The organism is Acinetobacter tjernbergiae DSM 14971 = CIP 107465 (assembly GCF_000374425.1).
GTDB classification, from domain to species: Bacteria; Pseudomonadota; Gammaproteobacteria; order Pseudomonadales; family Moraxellaceae; genus Acinetobacter; species Acinetobacter tjernbergiae.
In genome coordinates, this window is the sequence record NZ_KB894354.1 from 17066 (window position 1) to 37493 (window position 20428).

Sequence of the window (20428 nt, forward strand, 5' to 3'; positions counted from 1 at the left end):
TAAGTTTATGGTGAAGGGGCAGTTGCAGGCTTTTGTGTTTGGATCTTGCTCAAGAACGGTAAATATTGTTGAACGACCAATTGATCTGCTTCCAAGATGGGCATATGCCCCACATTATCTAAAATCACAGGTGCTTGCGCATTTTTCAATAATGATTTTAACTCAGGTGCCACTTCGACATTAATAATTTTATCTTGCTTGCCCCATAAAATCAGGGTTGGTGCATCAATAGATTTTGCAAGCAGGGCAAAAGAATCTGGAGTAAACAGTTTATTGAGTGCGATCACTTGATCCACCATTTTTTGCGTTTGCTCAACTTGACCAATCATCATTTTTTCTTGGGCTTGGGCAATTTCTTTTGGAATAAATGGCGGTGCATACATCGCTTGTTGCATGAGGAAATTGAAGTCACCTTTCTTACTAACGATCATGTTTTTCACATGATTCGGATCTTTGAGATAAGGTGTTGTTGCTGACTTATATACACCTGCCGCATCAACCAAGAATAGGCTCTTGGTCTCAAATGGATATTGACCTGCATAGAGCATTGCAATTGAGCCACCAAGTGAGTGACCTGCAATATGTGCAGGGCCTGTCAAATTTGCGGCTTCGATAAAACGACGTAATTTTTCAGTCACATTCGGAACTGAATAATCAAAGTCTTTAGGAACTTGCGTTTCGCCACTCGCGGGTAAGTCAGGGATAATCACATGGTAGTTTGCAGTGAGTGCATGGGCAACACGATTCCAGTTATCTCGACTACCTGCTAAACCATGAATTAAAATAACAATCGGTTTTCCTGCTTGGCCACCTTCACTATATGACCAAGCGATGTCACCTACTTTTAAGGTTTTACTTTGTAAGCCTGCCCAAGTACGTTCTTGTTGTAATACATTTTGAAAACTCATTTCTATTTCAGCAGCTTGAGTAGAGCTTACTGCAATTGTTGCTAAGCTGAATGAGAGCAAAGTGGCATTGATCGCTTTGCGAAAAGGCGTTGAAAACATTGTTTTGGTCATGATTGTTCTATCCTTGATTTATTTTTAAACCAATTGATTATTGTAGAAGTTTGGAGTGGAGTCATTTGCATAATCTACAGATGTATGGAAATTCTTGCCAATGAAATCAGAGATTTTCTGCTATTCATATAAGTAAAGAATTGATTAGCGTGGTGAGAGTTTCTATTTTTGTCAGTGACTTTCTATCATGCGCACATTAAACTGCTTACTTATGTTAATCATAAATGGATGCACGCATGCTCACCGCGCAACAAGCTTTAGAACGTTTAAAAGTTGGTAATGCTCGTTTTGTGAAAGGGGAAGCCACCCAACAAAATCAACTTACTCACCAAGAGCGCGCTGCATTGGCAGGAGAACAGAATCCTTTTGCAATTGTTTTAGGATGTTCAGATTCACGTGTACCTGCGGAAATGGTATTTGATCAAGGTTTAGGTGACTTATTCGTTATCCGTGTTGCAGGAAATGTCGTTGCACCTTCACAAGTTGGAAGTGTTGAATTTGCAGCAGAACGCTATGATTGTGCAGTCGTCGTCGTATTAGGGCATAGTCATTGTGGCGCGATTCAAGCAACCATTGATACTCTAATGAATCCTGACCAACCACCATCATCAAATTTGATGTCGATTGTGAACCGAGTACGTCCTTCAGTAGAAATTTTGATGCAAACTGACTTAAAGGATGATTTGAAAAAATTATCTGCACATGCAGTTCGCTCAAATGTATTTGCTTCTGTTAATCAATTACGTCATGGATCAACCGTGTTAGAAAACCTAATTGAAAAAGGTAAAATGATCGTGGTTGGGGCAGAATATTCGCTTGAAACAGGTGAAGTGACGTTCTTTGATTTTTAATTAAAATCTAAGACTCTAAAAAATAAGAGGTGCCTAAAGGGCGCCTTTTATATAGGGATAAGCCAAATTTAACAGGATAGGTTGTGCTTTGGCGTTTGGGTGGATTTGATCGTTTTGGATTAAAGTTTTATGCCCTGCAACACCCTCTAAAAAGAATGGCAGCAGTTTAACCTTATATTGCTGACTTACAACTTTATAATTATTTTCAAAAGCGGTGCTATAGGCTGTCCCATAATTTGGTGGTATTTTCATACCGAACAGTAAAACATTAGCTTGCTGTTTTTGGCTGAGTTGTACCAATTGCGCTAAATTTTTTTGAATCATTTGGGGTGGTTGACCACGTAAGCCGTCATTGCCACCTAACTCAATCACAACAATTTCAGGCTGATAAGTTTGCAATAATTTAGGCAATCTTGCCAAAGCACCACTTGTAGTTTCACCACTGACGCTTGCATTGACCACTTTATGCTGTTTCGGATACTGTTGATCTAAACGTTGTTGTAATAAGTGAACCCAACCTCGTTTGGCATCTATACTATAACCTGCACTGAGACTATCACCCAGAATCAAAATAGTCTTTGCTGAAACGAGTGTTGGTAATACACCAATTGTAAGGATTAGAAGGGTTTTTGATACCAACAAGATCATTTTAGATATTTGCATCGCACTTCAAATTTGTCCTAAAGGATACGTGACATCATGCCACAACCGATTATTTCTGCCCAAAAAGTTACACAAAATATCCAAATTAATCAGCAAAGTTTAACCATTTTGAAAAATATTGATTTAGATATTTATCAGGGGGAACAGATTGCGATTACTGGGCGTTCAGGTTCTGGCAAATCAACATTATTAGGTATTTTAGCGACGCTTGATCGACCGAGCATGGGGGAGTTATGGGTGTGTGGACAAGCGGTACATACCTTAACAGAAGAACAGCGTGCCCAAGTCCGCTTAGAAAACATTGGTTTCGTGTTTCAATCTTTTCAGCTTTTACCGCAGCTCAGCGCACTTGAAAATGTGATGTTACCCTTACGTTTGCAAGCTGATTTCAATTTTAAACAAGCTGAAAAAAAGGCATTACAATGGTTGGAACGTGTTGGATTAGTTCGTCAGGCACAACAAACGCCTAAAGTTTTATCGGGTGGTGAGCAACAACGTGTTGCAATTGCGCGGGCATTAATTGCTGAGCCTAAAATTATTTTTGCAGATGAACCGACAGGTAATCTGGATGGACAAACCGCAGCAGAAATTGAGCAACTGTTATTCGATTTAAACAAAGAACTCGGAACAACTTTAATCCTTGTCACGCATGATCAAAGTTTGGCAGCCTTGTGTCAACGACATGTCAAATTGCTTGATGGTCAAATCCAAGAAATTGTAAAAGTGCAGGAGGGCGTATGAGTTCAGTCCTCAAGCCACTGCTTTTGCAAAGCTTCCGTACAGGAGGATTGTATTTATTGATCATTGCTCTGTCTTTGGCAATCAGTGCCACCACCGCATTAAAATTTAGTAATACTCAAGTCCAAAATGCAGTTTCATTGCAAGCTGCTGAAATGTTGGGTGCAGATTTAGTCTTGTCTGATAATGACCCTATTCAATCAAACTGGGTGCAAAAAGCCCAACAACTCCAGCTAAAAAAGACATCTGTCACTTTATTTGGATCAATGGCACATACGCAAAATCAATTTGTGATGGTCAATGTCAAAGCTGTCGATGAACATTTTCCACTGCGTGGTAAATTAGAGATTCAACCAAGAGCGAAATCGATTCAACAAGGTGAAGTTTGGTTAAGTCCAAGAGCAATTGATCTATTAAAAGTAAAAGTGGGGGATCAGGTTGCAATTGCTGATGGCAAGTTTAAGGTAACAGGCATTATTGAGCATGATTCTAATCAGGAATTGGGCTTTTCAGGTTTTTCACCGACCGTTATTATTCATCAAGCAGATATTGCGAAAACGAATGCTATTCAGGTTGGGAGTCGAATCGAATATCGGTTATTGATGGCGGGTGAGCCAAAACAAGTCGAAACATTTAAGCCCCTATTTAAACAACAAACCAAGCATGAATCTGATCCCAAAGTTGATCAAAATCGTGTTCAGCAGGCAGAGAATAGTGAACAAAGCACACTGAAACTACGTGATGCGAGTCAATCCAATACTCGTTTGATGAAACCCATTGAAAATCTGGATACCTTTCTACAGCTTGCCAACCTTTTAACGATTCTGTTGTGTGGGATTGCGATTGCTTTAACCAGCCAACGTTATGTGCAACAAAATCAGGATCATATTGCCTTGATGCGTTGTCTTGGTGCGAGTAAACAACAGATATTAGTGGCCTATGTGATATTGCTTGCGATTGTCAGTGCCTTATCAATTGTGATTGGAAGCTTAATCGGAATCGCGTTGGGGTATGGTTTGTTGCAATTGATGTTGCAACTGATTCCACAATTGCAACTCAGCTTTGCCATTGCTGATTTGCTTATGGCATTACCCATTGCAATTTTTACCAGTGTCATGGTGCTGATTGGTTTCATTTTGCCAAGCATTTGGGAATTATTGAATACGCCACCGATTCGTGTCATTCGTCAGCAAGAGCGTTCACGTAAGTCCTACATGATGATGTTCAGTGTCGGTATTGCGAGTTTGGTCATCTTTAGTTTGGTGCTGAGTGATAATTTAAAATTAAGTTTATTGGTCTTATCTGCCATCTTAGTGCTTTGTTTGGCTCTGTTTATAGTGATTTGGTTTGTATTGAAAGCCATTAAACAGCTCAAACATCCCTTATCTGCTTATGTTCGAATTCCACATCAGACGGCTTTTCAAATTACCGCGCTTGCATTAGGTCTCAGTTTAATTACGGTATTGAGTGTTTTAAGAACGGATTTATTAGAGCGTTGGCAGCAACAATTACCTGAAGGTACACCGAATCAGTTTGTCTATGGTCTGCCGCCATTTGATATGCCACAGTTTAAACAGCAGCTTGAACAAAATAATTGGCAATCAACACCCCTCTATCCCAATATTCGGGGACGCTTAATTGCTAAAAACGGTCAGGCTTTCAGTACTGAACTGATTCAACAAAATAACTCCTTACGCCGTGAACTGAATTTGACTCAAGCGGAGCTTTATCCAAAAGATAATCTTATTACTCAAGGGAATCCAAAGTTCACCCAAGTTGGACAAGTGTCAGTAGAAGAAAAATTGGCTACTGAGCTAGGGATCAAAGTCGGAGATCAACTGAGCTTTAGCTTGCCCGAAGGGTCGTTGGATGCAAAGGTGATTAACCTACGTTCAGTCGAATGGGAAAGCTTTAGTCCTAACTTCTTCTTTATCTTTTCCCCACAAACTATGGATGAAAATGCAGGAAGTTATTTAAGCAGTTTTTATGTGCCTGCTACAGATCAGCCGAAAATGGTGCGATTGATTCAGCAATTCTCCAATACTGTATTTATTGATGTTGGGCGTGTTTTAGATGAAGTGAAACGTTTAATGAATATATTGGTTCAGGTGGTGACAGTCTTGGCAATATTGGTTGGTTTGTCAGGTATCTTGGTTTTAATTGCATGTTTGAATGTTTTAATGGATGAGCGTCGTAAAGAAGTGGCGTTATTACGTTCGTTTGGTATTGCAAAGAATAAATTAAAACAGATGCTCAGTTTAGAAATTGGTTTTATTGGGTTAGTGGCAGGAATCGTAGCATGCCTTTTTGCCGAAGTAATTAGTGCGATTGCCAGTTACAAGATGCAAATGGCAATCCAATTCCATCCTGAAATTTGGTTAATTTTACCCATGAGCATGATGTTGGTTTGTATGCTGATTGGTCGTTATCGACTGAGTTATTTATGTGATATTCCACCGTTACAGAGTTTGAGAGAGATGAACCAATCTTAAAAACTTAACTGGTTTTGACGCAGGATTTCACTCCATAAGGGATGAAGTCCTGTGCTTAACTCATTGCAGTAACTATAAAATGTAGCAAGCATAAGCGTTCCTACGATCAAAGCAGCGATTTGAACTCTACTTTTATTATGAGCTTTTTGGCTGAAATACCATGCGATTGCAAGTAATACACCCATGATCATCCCGCCGATATGGGCAGCATTGTTGATGCCTGAAACCGTAAAACCGAAGGCGAGGTTAATCCCCATCATCATTAATAGTGATTTTTTATCTAGCCAAAAACGTTGTTGGGGGAGCGGTGGAAATAAAGAAGCTGCCGTGAGTGCAGCACCTAAACCCATTACTGCACCTGAAGCACCTGCACTGATATGTGGAAGTAGCTTCGGATCAAAATATTGTAATAATTCATAGCCATCACGAATGCTGAGATAACTTGAAAGTACGCTGCCCATTAAACCTGCTAGAAAATACAAAGCAATATAATAACCACGCCCAAACAGTGGTTCTGCAATACTTCCAAAGATATACAGTGCCCACATATTCAGCATTAAATGAATTAAGCCAAAATGGAAAAACATACTGCTAAACAGACGTTCAGGCTGCCCTGAAAAGGTCAATGGCGGAAAATCTGCACCCCAAGCAATTGCATCCATAGGGGAAGGGTCGGTAATATTCACACCTGAAAGTATTTGCCAACCGAATAACCCAACATTGATTGCAATTAACAAGGCTGTAAACCACCATGTCTGTAGTTGCAATTTTTGAGTGATTTGTGGTGGAGTGGTTTCAGTCATATGTTTGTGCGAGTTATTACGATATAAAAATAGCTTAGCATGAATTTGTTGCCCAAGGAGTGATGCGCTTTAATGAAAGCCTTTTTAGCACGTGCAGTGATGTTGATTATCGGTATCATTCTACTGATTCAGCTTTGGATTTTTGGTAGTTTGGTTTGGTGGAGAACGCAGCCTGTTGAAACAACCATGTTTATGCGTTGGGACTACCTCACTGACTTTAAGCCAATTCAACAAAACTGGCGTGATTATGATGATATTAGTGACAACTTTAAGCATGCTATTTTGGCTGCTGAAGATGCTAAATTTATTCATCATCATGGCTTTGATTGGGCTGGGATTCAGTTTGCTTTGGAACGTAATAATGAAAAGGGTGAGGTGGTTGCAGGTGGTTCAACAATTTCACAACAGTTAGCAAAAAACCTATTTCTTTATAATCAGCGTTCATTCATTCGTAAGGGGCAGGAAGCTGTTGCAACATGGATGATGGAGCGAATGTGGTCAAAACGCCGAATTTTAGAGGTATATATGAACTCGGTCGAATTTGGTCAAAACATTTATGGTGTTGAAGCTGCTGCACAATTTTATTATGGTAAAAGCTCAAAAAGTTTGACACGAGAGCAGGCGGCTTTTTTAGCGGGCCTATTACCAAATCCTAAGTATTATCAAGATCATCGTAATGATCATAAATTACAGTTTCGTAAGCGTGTGATTTTAAGATATATGAATGGTACACAAATTCCGCAATAATTTAGTTAAATTAAAAAAAGCTCAATATTTTTGGGCTTTTTTACCAAATTGACATATTTTTGCAGCATACTTAAATCATAACTTGATGAATGATAAAGCGACAAGGTTCAGTATGAATACTGCAGTGACGACAACAACGCCAACAGAATATACTTATAATGATCGATATATAAATCGTGAGCTTTCGATTCTCGATTTTCATTTACGCGTACTTGAGCAAGCTGTCGATCCACTTCATCCATTACTAGAACGAATGAATTTCCTGCTGATTTTTTCAAGAAATTTAGATGAATTTTTTGAAATTCGTGTTGCAGGAATGATGGAACAACTGACTTTAGGCAATGAAAGTCGTACGCCAGATGGTTTAACGCCGAAACAGGTACTCGATCAAATTTCTAAGACAGCACATGCTGCGATTGAACGTCAATATCGTATTTTAAATGAACAGATTTTACCTAAACTTCGTGACGAAGATATTTGCTTCTTACGCCGCGGTGAATTGACCCCAGCACAATCAGCATGGATCAAAAAATATTTCCAAGAACAAGTCGCACCCGTTTTAACACCAATCAGTCTTGATCCAGCACATCCATTTCCACGTTTAGTCAATAAAAGCTTAAACTTTATCGTCACACTGGAAGGCAAAGATGCCTTTGGTCGTCAAATTGATCTTGCTGTTGTGCCTGCACCACGTTCTTTACCGCGTGTGGTACGTTTGCCTGATGAACTTACGGATGGCAAAGAGCATCATGTCATGTTATCTGCCATTATTCATGAACATGTTTCAGACCTATTTCCTGGCATGACAGCAACAGGTTGTTATCAATTCCGTGTGACCCGTAATGCCGATCTAGCCTTGAATGAAGATGTAGAAGACTTAGCAAAAGCCTTAAAAGGTGAGTTAAGTTCTCGTCGTTTTGGTCGAGCAGTTCGCTTGGAAGTGACGCATAACTGCCCAAAACATATTTATGAATATTTATTGGATGAGTTCGATCTCAATGAAGAGCAACTTTATCGTGTAGATGGTCCTGTAAATTTAGCACGGTTATTGTCTAATTTTAAACGTCCACATTTGCGTTATGATTCGCATACACCTGTGATTCCAAAACCATTTAAAAAGTCGGAAAGTGTTTTTGCTGCAATGCAAAAACAGGACATTTTATTGCATCACCCATTTGAGTCATTTGCACCTGTGATTCAATTGTTGCGCGAAGCTGCACGCGATCCACAAGTGTTGGCAATTAAACAAACACTTTATCGGAGTGGTGCAGACTCAGAGATTGTGCAAGTTCTTGCTGAAGCTGCACGTAACGGTAAAGAAGTCACTGCTGTGATTGAGTTGCGCGCTCGTTTTGATGAAGAATCAAATATCGAAGTTGCCAATGTGCTGCAAGAAGCGGGTGCTGTCGTTGTATATGGTATTGTCGGCTATAAAACCCATGCCAAAATGATTTTAGTCGTGCGCCGTGAGAATAATAAATTGGTGCGTTATGTACATTTGGGTACAGGTAACTACCATGCGACCAATGCACGTATTTATACCGATTACGGTTTAATGACGACAGACAAAGATCTGTGTGAAGATGTACATCGTATTTTCCAAGAGCTGACCGGCATGGGGAAAATGGCGAAGCTGAAAAAGCTGCTGCATGCGCCATTCACATTACATGCACAATTGATCAACTATATTGATGAAGAAATTGCTAATGCAAAAGAAGGTAAAGCTGCACAGATCATCGTGAAAGTGAATGCTTTAACGGAAGTGCAACTCATCAATAAATTGTATGAAGCTTCACAAGCAGGCGTACAAATTGATCTAATTATCCGCTCAATATGCTGTTTACGTCCTGGTTTACCGAACCTTTCAGAAAATATTCGTGTTCGTTCGATTGTTGGGCGTTTCTTGGAACATACTCGCGTTTATTATTTTAGTAATAATGGCAACCCACGTATCTATTGTTCGAGTGCGGACTGGATGGATCGTAATCTATTTAATCGGGTTGAAGCTTGTTTCCCAGTAGAAGATCCAGCTTCTAAAAAGCGTATTTATCAACTTGGTTTGTTGAATTATTTAAAAGATAATCAGCAAGCTTGGTTATTGCAGGAAGATGGTGTATGGGATCGTGCCCAGTTAGCTGAGGGTGAAGTTCCTCATAATGCACAACACACCTTGCTTGAAGCGATTAAATAAGCCTAACAAATTGACCTTAAGACCTGATGCTTATCAGTTAAGCGTAATTTCATTATTACTGATTAATCAATCTCCCCTAACCCCTCTTTGAAAAAGAGGGGAACACCATTGAATTCAACACCGTATTGAATTTCGAAATACTCCCTCCTTTGAAAAAGGTGAGAAGCATCGCTTCGCAAGGGGAGGATTAAAAATGCTTCACTGATTGGCATTAACCTTAATATCGGTTTTTTCTTGCGCTCATCATCAGTTGGTTTTGATTTCTAAGACCAACTGATTGACTAAATCAGCCGCTTCTAATTCTCTAATTTGCGCCACATTACTACCTGCCCAAAATGCGCCATAACTAAAATCTTGGTGGGTATTTGCAATACTCATCAGTTGTTTAGCTAAGTCATACGTATAAGGATATGCGGGTGTTTTAGGTCGGTTTGGCAAATCAATTTGGGTATGCCAAGTTCCAACTAGACCACGAGCAGGACGACCCGATAAACTGGCACTGATTTGAGTAATCGTTTGACTAAATAAAGCTTTTCGATAGGCTGCATGGGCACTCGAACTTTTGCATTGTACAAATGCTGTACCTAATTGCACGGCAGTAGCACCTTGTTTCAACATCGATTTGGCTTGATCACCATTCATAATACCGCCTGCTGCCACGATAGGTAATTTGCAATGTGTTGAGATCAGTTGCACAAGATCACTGGTTTTAATGGCTGCATCAAAAGTTTGATTGAAAATACCTCGGTGTCCTCCAGCTTCAATGCCTTGAGCAATAATAATATCAATGCCAGCAGCTTCGATTGCCTGAGCCTCAATGAGATTGGTTGCAGAAACCATAGTGATAATTCCAGCTTGTTTTAAGGCTTGAATTTGATGTGGATGAGGAATTCCAAAATGGAAACTCACGGCTTTTGGACATGTTTCAAGTACTATATTGAGGAAATCATCATTATCTAAAAAGCTCGGATAAATACAATTCAGTTGAGTTGGAGGCGCTGCTCCAAATTTTTCAAACTGTGGACGAATATAGTCAATCCATTGTTGGGTGATTTCAGGATCGAGTTGTTCTGATTGATGGCAGAAAAAGTTTACTTGAAAAGGGTGGTCAGTCAGTTCTTGAGTTTTAATAATTTGTTGTTTCGCTGCCTCTGCTGAATTTGCCCCAAGTCCCAAAGAACCTAAAGCACCTTGATTTGAAACCTCGGCAGCCAGTTCTGGTGTTGAGACTCCAGCCATTGGAGCAAGGAAAATAGGATGTTTTATTTCTAATAATTCTAAAATTGACATGCTTATATACTCTTTAGATTTTTAATCACCTTAACGTAAAAACAAAAAGCCTTGCAAACAATAACCACTATTTAATTATTGAATACAGATGTGATTTTTAAAGTGAAAATGAGTGATCTTAAATGGCTGCCACGTGGAAGAGCGAGCCGACCCAACTTGAAAATGCCATTGCAAGAATACCCCATAACGTAATCCGTAAACTGCCTTTGAGCATCGAGGTTCGGGCAAAGTAACTGGATAATGCACCAAGTAATGCCAATGATACGATACCTGTAATTAAAACTGAACGTGCCACCCAAGCGCTTGGGCTGAGTAAGATGGCAAGCATGGGAAGTACAGCACCACAGGAAAAAGACGCTGCGGAAGAGAGTGCAGCTTGAACAGGATTCGCCGCCGTATTTTCATGGATACCAATTTCATCACGGGCATGTGCCCCGAGTGCATCATGTTCAGTGAGTTGCATGGCAACTTCATGTGCCAATTCAGGGTTTAAACCTCTCGCAATATAAATTTCTGTCAGTTCTTTTAGTTCTGCATGTGGGTTTTTTTCAAGTTCTCTTGCTTCAAATTTTAAGTCTGACTTTTCAATATCTTCTTGAGATTTAACTGAAATATATTCCCCAGCTGCCATCGAAGTTGCACCAGAGATGAGCCCTGCAATACAGGTGACTAACAATGTTTGTGAACTCGCACCACTTGCCGCCATCCCCATAATTAAACTCGTGACGGAAATGATGCCATCATTTGCGCCAAGCACTGCTGCACGAAGCCATCCTGAGCGTTGTATGACATGGAGTTCTGCGTGATGTGACAAAGACATAATTGATCTCTTCTTATGAAAATAAAAGCAATCATCGGGATAAATGGAAGAATCATTCTTATCAGAATTTTATGACGATTCATCAACTTAACTTACTTATAAAGTAACTTATTTTAACGATAGCACCATAGTGATTTAGTTATTATATGTGAATAGTTGAACACTTTTAATTTGAATGAAATGGGTTTTGTATACGCCAATCTTATTGGTATTTTTGAGCTGAGATCTGCGATGAATAATTCGAAAAATAAGCTGTTGATGCATACACTCGTTATTCTTGGTGTTATGTTGCCTCTACAGCATGCGGTCAGTGCGGAACTCGATTTTGTAAAAGAAGGCGATGTGGCATATAAGCCTGGTCACCCAATTTATGATCGTTGGGATAAATTTTATAAAATTGAACAAGATCAGCCTGAAGAAGCTGAAAAGATTCTGGTGGAGCTTGGGCAACTTACACCACAAGATATTAAGGTTTGGAAGAGTTTGACTTATCTGCAAATTCGTTTGAATAAGCCAAATGAGGCGATCAAAAATGTTCGTAAAGCTGAGCTACTTGCACCCCAAGATCAACAGTTAAAATTACAAGAAGCTTATCTGCTCAATCAACAAAATAGAAATACTGAAGCATTGGTGATATTTAAAAATTTAAGTACTTCATCTGATGCTGAAATTGCCACTAAGGCACAGCAAGCTGTGCAAAATCTAAGTGGTTCAACTGTTAAATCAACCTTTAAAGATATTTATTTTGCGCCATCTTATGAGTCTCGTTATGACGATTTCATTTTTCCAGTAAAAATGCGCTATGGTAAAAATTTAGAGGGTGGACGAGCGCAAGTTTATGGTTTTTTAAATCTGAATCGTGACACAAAATCAAAAGGTGGCGTGCGCCCAGAAATTATTGATGAGAATGCGGTTACAGTCGGTGTCGGGGCAAATTATCAGCCGTGGCAATCCCTACCGATTCGCGCATACTTAGAAGTTGGTGGTAGTTATGATTTGATTGATCGTAATCGTGATAAGTTCCGTGAGAGTGTTGTTGGTGGTGTGACAGGCTATCAAGAATGGTATGCCAACCCAAGCATCGAACAGCGTACAGTGTGGAATGATTATTTTACTGATCTATATGGCAATGTTGCGAGCTACTCACGTGAAGACTATAACGTGATTGCCGATCTCAGATTACGTTCTGGTTTAAATGTCTATCGTGGCGAAGCAGGTACAGTCCAAGCATATGGCAAACTACATACTTTAGCTGATTCTAAAGGTGAAAATTACAATAACTTATTTGAATATGGTGTTGGTGTGGCTTGGCAACCATTCAATTACGTCCCTGTAAAATTAAGGGTCGAACGTCTGTATGGTGATTATTTTAAAAATGCTTTGTCTGATGGGACTGAGAATTATAACAACACGCGTACAGAACTGGTGTTTTATAAGGATTTCTAAGAATGAAAAAATGAATATCGATTGTGTTTGGAACTCGACCTGAGTTGATTAAATTAGCCCCTGTTATTTTATTGGTTTAACAAGATGCATGTTTTCATTTATGCACTGCTTTTCAAAGGTGAGCCGTATTTGAGTTGATACCATAAAGCGACGGCATAAACGGTGACACGGTTCATATAATGTGGGCCGTCAAATATATAAACTTTTTGCCCTTCGTATGCTTTGAGTTGTTCAATCAATTCCCAAGGGTAGGCAGAACGAAATTTGCCTTCTTTAACAGGTCTAAAAGCTTCTAAAACAATAATCACATTTTCTTTGCCAAATTCTTTTTGTAGCTCATCTAATGTCGCTCGTGCCTCTTGAGGTGATCGAGTACCGACACCGACACCATCTTGAAAAAATACGCCAGTTTGAGGTGGTAACCAACTTTTTAACCATGCGTCTAAGTGTTTTGGTGTTTGATCTGCACTGTAAATACTGACCCAGATTGGTTTAGGTAATGTACGAATGGCTTTAGCCAGATCGTCTACACATAACCATGTCGGGTCGGCTTCAATCGGTAAGTAATAGCCTTTTAAGGGAATAGATTTCGTTTTTTCAATAATTTGTTTGGAGTGATCGGCAAGTGTTAAGACATTAGATCGAGCAATTTTTTCATTATATTCACCCGCTAAACCTAGAATAATATTTTTTGCCCACGGTTCTTGATTAAGTTGTTTAAGATTTATATTTTTTTCCCATTTGGGAAAGTTTATATCATGATCAAACCAAGATTTAGATTCAACGACTGACCATTGAGGAACGAAAGTCGTTACTCCTAACAAGTCCCAGTTTCCTTGAGGGACAGTCGTTGCTAAATCTGGCTGCCAAAACATTCCTTCAATTTGAGGGGCGTGAAAATCTGTTTCAATACGGTGTACACAGCCGCCGACGAGCAATAAAGTCGCTATAGTTAAACTGATTAGAATTGCTGTTAATTTATTCAGCCTTTTTTTGATCATTCAGTCGTTTTCGCCAAAACCAAAGCAAGATTGCTAAGATCATCATAGCAGAGATAGCCACGATCAGGATAAAGAAAGAGGATTGCTGCACTAAAGGTGCTTTTTGATTACCGACAATGATTTTCTGTAAAATAAAAATTTGTCCATTTTCTGCGACTAAGATTTTGCTTGCATTATTTGGAATATTGGATTGAATCTTATCCCACAGTTTGGTGAAATTTTGTGCCCCCTCAATAGAATCTGAAATAATATCGAAACGTTGATCATGAAAGTTAATAAGAAAGCCACGTGCTGCTGCAGGTGCATAAATAATATCTGGATGCATGAGGACTTGTTGACGATAGATATTTGGATTAACTTGAATATTCAATACTTCGGGCTTGGCTGTATCCACTTTAACAAGGTTGAGGGGAATTGGATTATTCGTCATTAACATTTTTTTTTGCAGTTTGACTAATTGCAATTGCCATTTCTAAACTACCCGAATTGCTATCAATTGCAATCGTGGGGTGCGTCGCAAAACTCATAGAAAGTGCTGCAACACCATTTTTGAGTTTATGTGGAAGTTTAACAGTGGATTTTTTAGTATCAATCCATAAAGAACCTTTGGCTGTAGGTAAGCATTGAGCATTTACAATCACCGAGTTCTCTAGCTTCATGCTAAAGTTTGTATTGTCAGAAATTGTTTTAGCAAAATAATTAAATTGTCGGTTTACAGGATCTGAATCTAAGTTTGCTGTTTTAAGACTACCTGCTAGTCCACCATCAATCCAAGTTGTGATATTTGATCCTTCTAGCAACCCACTTTGTACGCGAAGGGCAATTTGACCTTGTAGGATATCAGTCGGTTGCCAAACTGCAGGAAATGATAAAAATAAGTTTTTTTCTGCTTGATTAAGACGGAAATCACTAATACCAAGATCAGCAAGTGTTTTAATCTCTTTGAGTTGTGCCCAAGTCGGTGTAGCCAGTTTATTGGGTAGAAAGGTAGCTGATGTATCAAGTTGCTGTAAGTAGTCTACATTTAATAAGCCATTGATTGCTGATACGAGTTTTTCAGGTTGATCATATTGAATACGCAGTGTTGGGATTTCATTTTCTGCACTAATTTGTACTAATGTTCCATTCGGCAATGCTGTCGCAGATTTACTAATTTCGATAAAAAAGTTTGCTGCTTGGTCTACAGGGGCATTTTGCTCATACCATCGAATCGGAGTGACCGAGCTCCAAGCACTTATTAAGCGTCCTAACATGGATGCTTCATTCATATTGGCTTGATTGAATTTTACCACGCCAACAAATGGTGTTGGTCGAACAATCTGTGGATTAAAAAGTGCATCGGGTAGATCTTTTAACTTATAGATAGGTCGGTGTCTTAAATAATCAATTTGCGAATTACTGAGATAAGTGACCTGATCGACATCCTCACTACAGAAAGTAGTTCGATCTGCTGCTGGAGAGGTAGGTGGTGAATATTGTTGTATAATAAAGTCGAGTCGATGGAATCCACTTTGACTCGCAGGAATGTTGAAGTCTAGTTCACCAGAGCCATTCAGCGTGGTGTTATAAATAAGTTTATCATCGTATTTGACTAATAATGTTGTAAAGTGTTCGGTGGAGTATTCACTGGTAAAACGAATACTTTGCCACTCAGAACCTTTACCGACATAAAAGAAATGGGGCTCGATCGTATATTTGTTTGATGTATTGATATTATCAAATGTCCACGTATTCCAAGTGTCAGCTAATGCAAATACAGGCAAAGAGAGTATGGCACTTGTGAGAATAAGTTTTAAACTAGGGTGAGTAAATCGTTTAATTTTCATTTATTTTCTCTCTTTGCGACGTTCAGTTTTGTACCACTGTAATGAATTCCCTTGTATTTTATTTTTCAGCATGTCATAGGCAGCTTTGAAAACAATAAATAAAAATATTTGGGAATAGGTTACGTAGGATAGAACTGAAAAGAAATATAGTTGAGGTTTCGCTCTTTCCAAAGACAAGGTAAACCACATTTGTGCGACATATAAACAAAATGATAAGCCCCAAAGTAAGGTAAATGGGCCTGGAAGCGTAATCCCAGCAATACCTAATACACCTAAAGTCAGCGTGATATGGCTCCAAATTAGTGCTGGGACAAATAATATGTAACACATGATGTTATTAAAAATTTCAACACCAATCGGAAAGGGTTTTCTTAAGGCAACTGGTAAATATTTACTGGTGACATAAAAGTTTCCTTGTGTCCAACGAGAGCGCTGTTTGATAAAGATACTGAGAGATGGAGGATCTTGTTGCCAACCAACGGCATAGGGAACCCACTTAATACGCTTTTGCCCAAGAAAAATTCTAAAGCTCATTTCAGTGTCATCCACTAAGGATTTTTCATCGAAGCCGCCTAGTGTTTCAAGTGCATCTCGCCAAATCACATAGTTGGTACCCATGAGTGTTGATAGCTCAAAGCGTTGCCAACGACCACCTTGGAAAATCCACTGGAAAAAAATAAATTCAATGGCAATAAAACGGGTCAGCATGCTGTCACGCCAGTTACGGGTGCGAACTTTACCGTTGACCGCAACAAGTTTTTTGTCTGCCAATAAGGTTTGAGCAAGCAATCTCACACAATCTGGTTCAGGGGTACTATCTGCATCATAAACAACAATTAGTTCACCTTGTGCATGGGGTAAACCATTATTTAAGGTTCGAGATTTACCTTTCCCCCCCATACCTTTAGGGACATTGACAATTTTAATGCATGGATAGATTGCCGCCATTCGTTCTGCAATTTCTAAGGTATTGTCTTTCGAACCATCATTAATCAGTAAAACTTCATACGCATGTGTGGGGTAATCCTGTTGTGCAATCGCATGTAAGGTCTCTTCGATCACAACACCTTCGTTATAGGCCGGAATTAAAACACTTAAAAGAGGCCAGTGTTCAGGTATCGGTAGATTTTCCAATTCTCGGGCTGCATTTTTTGAATATTTCCATGCTTGAAAACTTAACCATGCCCAAAATGCTTGAGGAATCCAAATACCTAAAAAACCAAATAAGAAAAGAACATCAATTGCGGGCATTTATTCTTCTCCTACGGATAATAGAAATAATTAGAATCAGTAATAAGGTGCATCCAAGTAAGAGCGAAATCCATGAAATTGAGCTACCGAAAGTACTCAGTAAACTTGGGTAACGTGTTGAAAAAATGTAATCTAGAGGGATAATTACTGTACTTATGGCAATCATTAAATAACCAAATAGATTGGTTTCTATCTGGTCAGGTGTGCTTCGATAGTCAGTATTATTGAGTGTCCAAGAGATTCCAAAATGAGGGTATTGGATATTATTGAGTGATAGTTCTATGGGGGGATTGACAATAATCTGATACCCAGTGTTTTGTGATATATCGGACGTTGCTTGGTAAAAATAATGTTGATGGTGCTGAATAACACGAGCAGGAATATTTAACTCATCTGAATTTTCAGATTGAATCAAGTAACTTCCAGCAGGTTGGGCAATGATATTTTCATCCCAACCTGTTTGAATAATCGCAGCAAGGGGGCGCAGTCCGATTGCTGTTGAAAAGGTTGCTTTTGCGGCGAAATATTTTGAATGTTGCATTTGGTAAACAGCAACAGGAATAGCGCCCTCATTAACTGCTTTTTTAATTTTATAATAGTTCAGGACACTAAAATATTCATTCGGCAGGATAATGCCAGGTTTAACACCATGCTCAATCAAGTTTTTAAAACTCTCTGATTGTAATTGGTCTACTGTAAAAATGGGCCACCAAGTTGAAGTTTGAGGAAATAATTGAGTGACTGCCGATGCAGATTGAACATGTGTTGATGCATCTGTACTACTACGCTTAATTTGGCAATGGTAATACTGTTGGTAAAATTCCTGTAACGTTGCGTCAGGAAAATGAGAGGTCGCAATCAGCATCCCACAAATATTCAAAATAACAGACATTTAATTTATCTCCAGTGTTGTTGGAGATAGATATTCAACATGTTGTTTAATATTAAGTTTTAATACATTAAGTTCTTGGAGTTGTTGAATGCATAAGGGATAAAGCTGATCTTCATTTTTTTCTGGTTCATGGATAACAATACTTTTGATTTCGCTGAGCTCTTCATTAATAAAATGGTAAATCACACTGTCACGTTCAATGGATAAAATTTCTATAATTTTGTTCTGTGTTTCTTTCCAAACATCTTCACCTAGCATTTCTCGAATCAGAACCGTATTGCTAATATGAGTAGTAATCACTTTATAATGATCTTTTTGTGTGAGTTGTAATAACTTTTTCAGTTCAGCTTGAAAGTGTGCTAATGCGGTGAGAGGTAAAATATCATGTTGATAATTACGATCATAACTTTGAATGGCACGGAAACTTTTTAAGGCATTTTGGATATTATGGCGTATTGCACTTAAAAATATCGGAGCCATAGGAATGACGAATAACAGTAATAGTTGTCTTTCGATGTAGGTCTGATTGGCTAAGTCAAGTGAAAAATAAACGGCCATACTGATAAATGCTACTAGACCAACAACTAATGCTGATCCTACATTTAGAAATCCACCTGAGATGAGTAAAATAATTAAAAAAATCCAACTTCCTCGATAACTGGCAGGCAGCCACTCATAAGCAACAATACCCATAAAGATTTGAGCTGCGATAATCCATAAGACGAGGGCGGGTGCTGGATTTTTTTGCATAGCAATTTTATTTTAATAAAAATCTTTTCTAATTAACTTAGCACCATATTACTGTGCGTTTGATTGTTTTATTGTTATTGATTTGGTGAAATGATTTTATAAACAGTAACATACAGTATGAATTGTTTATTTTTACGCTTAAAAAATGATAACTCAGCAGATCAATTGGGTGACATGATGCTACAGATATGATTGAAAAGCTTCTATAGCACGTACTCTACTCATTTTTAAATCAACAATTGGTTTGGGATAATTTAAATTTCGAGTTAAATCTTTTGCATAAGGCTCATGAACTGTTTTAGCATCTAAATGAGCAAGTTCTGGTACCCATCGACGAATATAATCACCGTTTGGATCAAATTTTTGTGATTGGCTGACAGGGTTAAACACGCGAAAGTAGGGAACAGCATCTGTGCCAGTAGAAGCACACCATTGCCAGCCTCCATTATTGGCAGCTAAGTCACCATCAATCAAATGCTGCATAAACCATTGTTCGCCTTTACGCCAATCAATCAATAGATTTTTCGTTAGAAACATGGCACAGATCATACGAACTCGATTATGCATCCAACCCGTTGCGAGCAGTTGACGCATACCTGCGTCTACAATAGGAATCCCTGTCTGACCTTGTTGCCATTTTTCCAAACTGACTGGGTCATCACGCCAATCAATCCGTTGGGTTGCAGCCTTGAACGGTAAATGTTTAGAAACTTGAGGAAAATCAAATAAAATATGTTGGTAGAATTCACGCCATAGAAGTTCATCGAGCCAAGTTTGTTGACCTTCAGATTGAATAATAAAGTCACCATGCTGTTGTCGAAACAAGGCTTGAATACATTGGCGAATTGAGAGTATGCCAATATTTAAATAGGCAGAAAGTTGGCTAGTACCTGATATCGAAGGAATATCCCGAGATACTTTATAGTCGTTTAGATGCTCATTGACGAAATGGTCTAATAAATGAAGCGCATGTAATTCACCAACTTTCCAAACGGGCATCTTTGTTTGCTTGGTTTTTTCAGCATATTCGAGTTGGAGTTGATGCAGATTTGTCTGTGTTAAAGATGATAAATCTAATTTAATCGGCTGTTGAATTTCAGGAGTTGGATAGCATTGAGGCAAGCCATGCTGTAAGCGTTGGTAGCAGGTTTTCTTAAATGCACCAAAAACTTGATAGGGTGAATTGGATTGATTGCGTATCGAGGCAATTGGAAACAATGTCCGATCATGAAAAAGTACAAGCTCTTTTTGATGACGATTTAGCTGTTTTTGTACATCGGCATCACGTTTAAGTTCATGAATACCGACCTCAATATTGGCATAGATATGTTGGAAATTGATGAATTGGATTAAATCTAAAAAGAATGTGGCAATATCTTTCCATAATGGAATGGTTTGAACGATTAATGGGATATTCAGTGTATCCAGTTGTTGTTTTAATTCTTGTAGTTGGCGTAGATAAAATTCGATTTTAATCGGAGCATCATTATGTTGTTGCCATTGCTCAGGTGATAAGACAACGATTGCAATACATGAACCTGCCTGAGTCGCTTGCCATAATGCTGCATGATCATGGATTCTTAAATCTTGGCGAAACCAAATCAGTTGATAAACGTTAGACATAAGATAAGAACCACTCAATTGATTA

At 38.8% G+C, this 20428-nt stretch carries 16 protein-coding genes and 1 pseudogene; 6 read left to right on the forward strand and 11 right to left on the reverse strand.

The genetic code is table 11. The features are described from left to right. Positions 1 to 5: 5 nt before the first annotated feature. Positions 6 to 1019, reverse strand: a complete 1014-nt coding sequence (locus C502_RS0101355) for an alpha/beta fold hydrolase (RefSeq protein WP_018677065.1) — start codon at positions 1017 to 1019, stop codon at positions 6 to 8. A 236-nt stretch (positions 1020 to 1255) separates the two neighbouring features. Between C502_RS0101355 and C502_RS0101360 the strand changes: the two genes are divergently transcribed. Beyond that, a complete protein-coding gene (locus C502_RS0101360) occupies positions 1256 to 1870 on the forward strand; it encodes a carbonic anhydrase (RefSeq protein WP_018677066.1) in 615 nt (204 codons plus the stop codon). Between the two features lie 33 nt (positions 1871 to 1903). On the opposite strand, the gene C502_RS0101365 is transcribed toward C502_RS0101360, so the two are convergent. Then, positions 1904 to 2527, reverse strand: a complete 624-nt coding sequence (locus C502_RS0101365) for an arylesterase (RefSeq protein WP_171067597.1) — start codon at positions 2525 to 2527, stop codon at positions 1904 to 1906. Positions 2528 to 2569: 42 nt separating this feature from the next. Here C502_RS0101365 and C502_RS0101370 point away from each other — a divergent pair, with 42 nt between their 5' ends. Next, positions 2570 to 3274, forward strand: a complete 705-nt coding sequence (locus tag C502_RS0101370; RefSeq protein WP_018677068.1) for an ABC transporter ATP-binding protein — start codon at positions 2570 to 2572, stop codon at positions 3272 to 3274. Then, positions 3271 to 5763, forward strand: coding sequence for an ABC transporter permease (locus C502_RS0101375; protein WP_018677069.1), 2493 nt, complete (start codon positions 3271 to 3273; stop codon positions 5761 to 5763). The genes C502_RS0101370 and C502_RS0101375 overlap by 4 nt, the downstream gene beginning before the upstream one ends. Here C502_RS0101375 and C502_RS0101380 read toward each other — a convergent pair. Next, the gene (locus C502_RS0101380) at positions 5760 to 6566 is read right to left on the reverse strand and encodes a rhomboid family intramembrane serine protease (RefSeq protein ID WP_018677070.1); all 807 of its coding nucleotides are present in this window, start codon (positions 6564 to 6566) and stop codon (positions 5760 to 5762) included. The genes C502_RS0101375 and C502_RS0101380 overlap by 4 nt on opposite strands. Before the next feature lie 72 nt (positions 6567 to 6638). Between C502_RS0101380 and mtgA the strand changes: the two genes are divergently transcribed. Next, positions 6639 to 7313 carry a monofunctional biosynthetic peptidoglycan transglycosylase gene (gene mtgA / locus C502_RS0101385; protein ID WP_018677071.1) on the forward strand — a complete coding sequence of 225 codons (675 nt, stop codon included), beginning with the start codon at positions 6639 to 6641 and terminating at the stop codon, positions 7311 to 7313. A 112-nt stretch (positions 7314 to 7425) separates the two neighbouring features. Further along, on the forward strand, positions 7426 to 9504 hold the full coding sequence (ppk1, locus tag C502_RS0101390) for a polyphosphate kinase 1 (protein WP_018677072.1): 2079 nt from the start codon (positions 7426 to 7428) through the stop codon (positions 9502 to 9504). A 246-nt stretch (positions 9505 to 9750) separates the two neighbouring features. Here ppk1 and C502_RS0101400 read toward each other — a convergent pair whose 3' ends face one another. Both C502_RS0101400 and C502_RS0101405 read right to left on the reverse strand, forming a co-directional pair. Then, positions 9751 to 10794 carry an NAD(P)H-dependent flavin oxidoreductase gene (locus tag C502_RS0101400; protein ID WP_018677074.1) on the reverse strand — a complete coding sequence of 348 codons (1044 nt, stop codon included), beginning with the start codon at positions 10792 to 10794 and terminating at the stop codon, positions 9751 to 9753. A 118-nt stretch (positions 10795 to 10912) separates the two neighbouring features. Beyond that, positions 10913 to 11614 (reverse strand): VIT1/CCC1 transporter family protein, encoded by a 702-nt coding sequence (locus tag C502_RS0101405; protein WP_018677075.1) that lies wholly within the window; start codon positions 11612 to 11614, stop codon positions 10913 to 10915. A gap of 231 nt (positions 11615 to 11845) precedes the next feature. Here C502_RS0101405 and C502_RS0101410 point away from each other — a divergent pair, with 231 nt between their 5' ends. After that, positions 11846 to 13060, forward strand: coding sequence for a tetratricopeptide repeat protein (locus tag C502_RS0101410; protein WP_023274505.1), 1215 nt, complete (start codon positions 11846 to 11848; stop codon positions 13058 to 13060). Between the two features lie 98 nt (positions 13061 to 13158). On the opposite strand, the gene C502_RS0101415 is transcribed toward C502_RS0101410, so the two are convergent. The 6 genes and pseudogenes from C502_RS0101415 to C502_RS0101440 form a co-directional block, all read right to left on the reverse strand. Then, positions 13159 to 14061, reverse strand: coding sequence for an alpha-amylase family protein (locus C502_RS0101415; RefSeq protein WP_018677077.1), 903 nt, complete (start codon positions 14059 to 14061; stop codon positions 13159 to 13161). Continuing rightward, positions 14039 to 15887 (reverse strand): annotated as a pseudogene (locus tag C502_RS18000) (hypothetical protein). Before C502_RS18000 ends, C502_RS0101415 begins: the two are co-directional and overlap by 23 nt. After that, a complete protein-coding gene (locus tag C502_RS0101425) occupies positions 15888 to 17138 on the reverse strand; it encodes a glycosyltransferase family 2 protein (RefSeq protein ID WP_018677078.1) in 1251 nt (416 codons plus the stop codon). Beyond that, positions 17125 to 18030, reverse strand: coding sequence for a hypothetical protein (locus C502_RS0101430; RefSeq protein ID WP_018677079.1), 906 nt, complete (start codon positions 18028 to 18030; stop codon positions 17125 to 17127). Before C502_RS0101430 ends, C502_RS0101425 begins: the two co-directional genes overlap by 14 nt. Further along, positions 18031 to 18780 (reverse strand): hypothetical protein, encoded by a 750-nt coding sequence (locus tag C502_RS0101435; protein WP_018677080.1) that lies wholly within the window; start codon positions 18778 to 18780, stop codon positions 18031 to 18033. Positions 18781 to 18960: 180 nt separating this feature from the next. After that, positions 18961 to 20403 carry a cryptochrome/photolyase family protein gene (locus tag C502_RS0101440; RefSeq protein WP_018677081.1) on the reverse strand — a complete coding sequence of 481 codons (1443 nt, stop codon included), beginning with the start codon at positions 20401 to 20403 and terminating at the stop codon, positions 18961 to 18963. Positions 20404 to 20428: the final 25 nt, after the last annotated feature.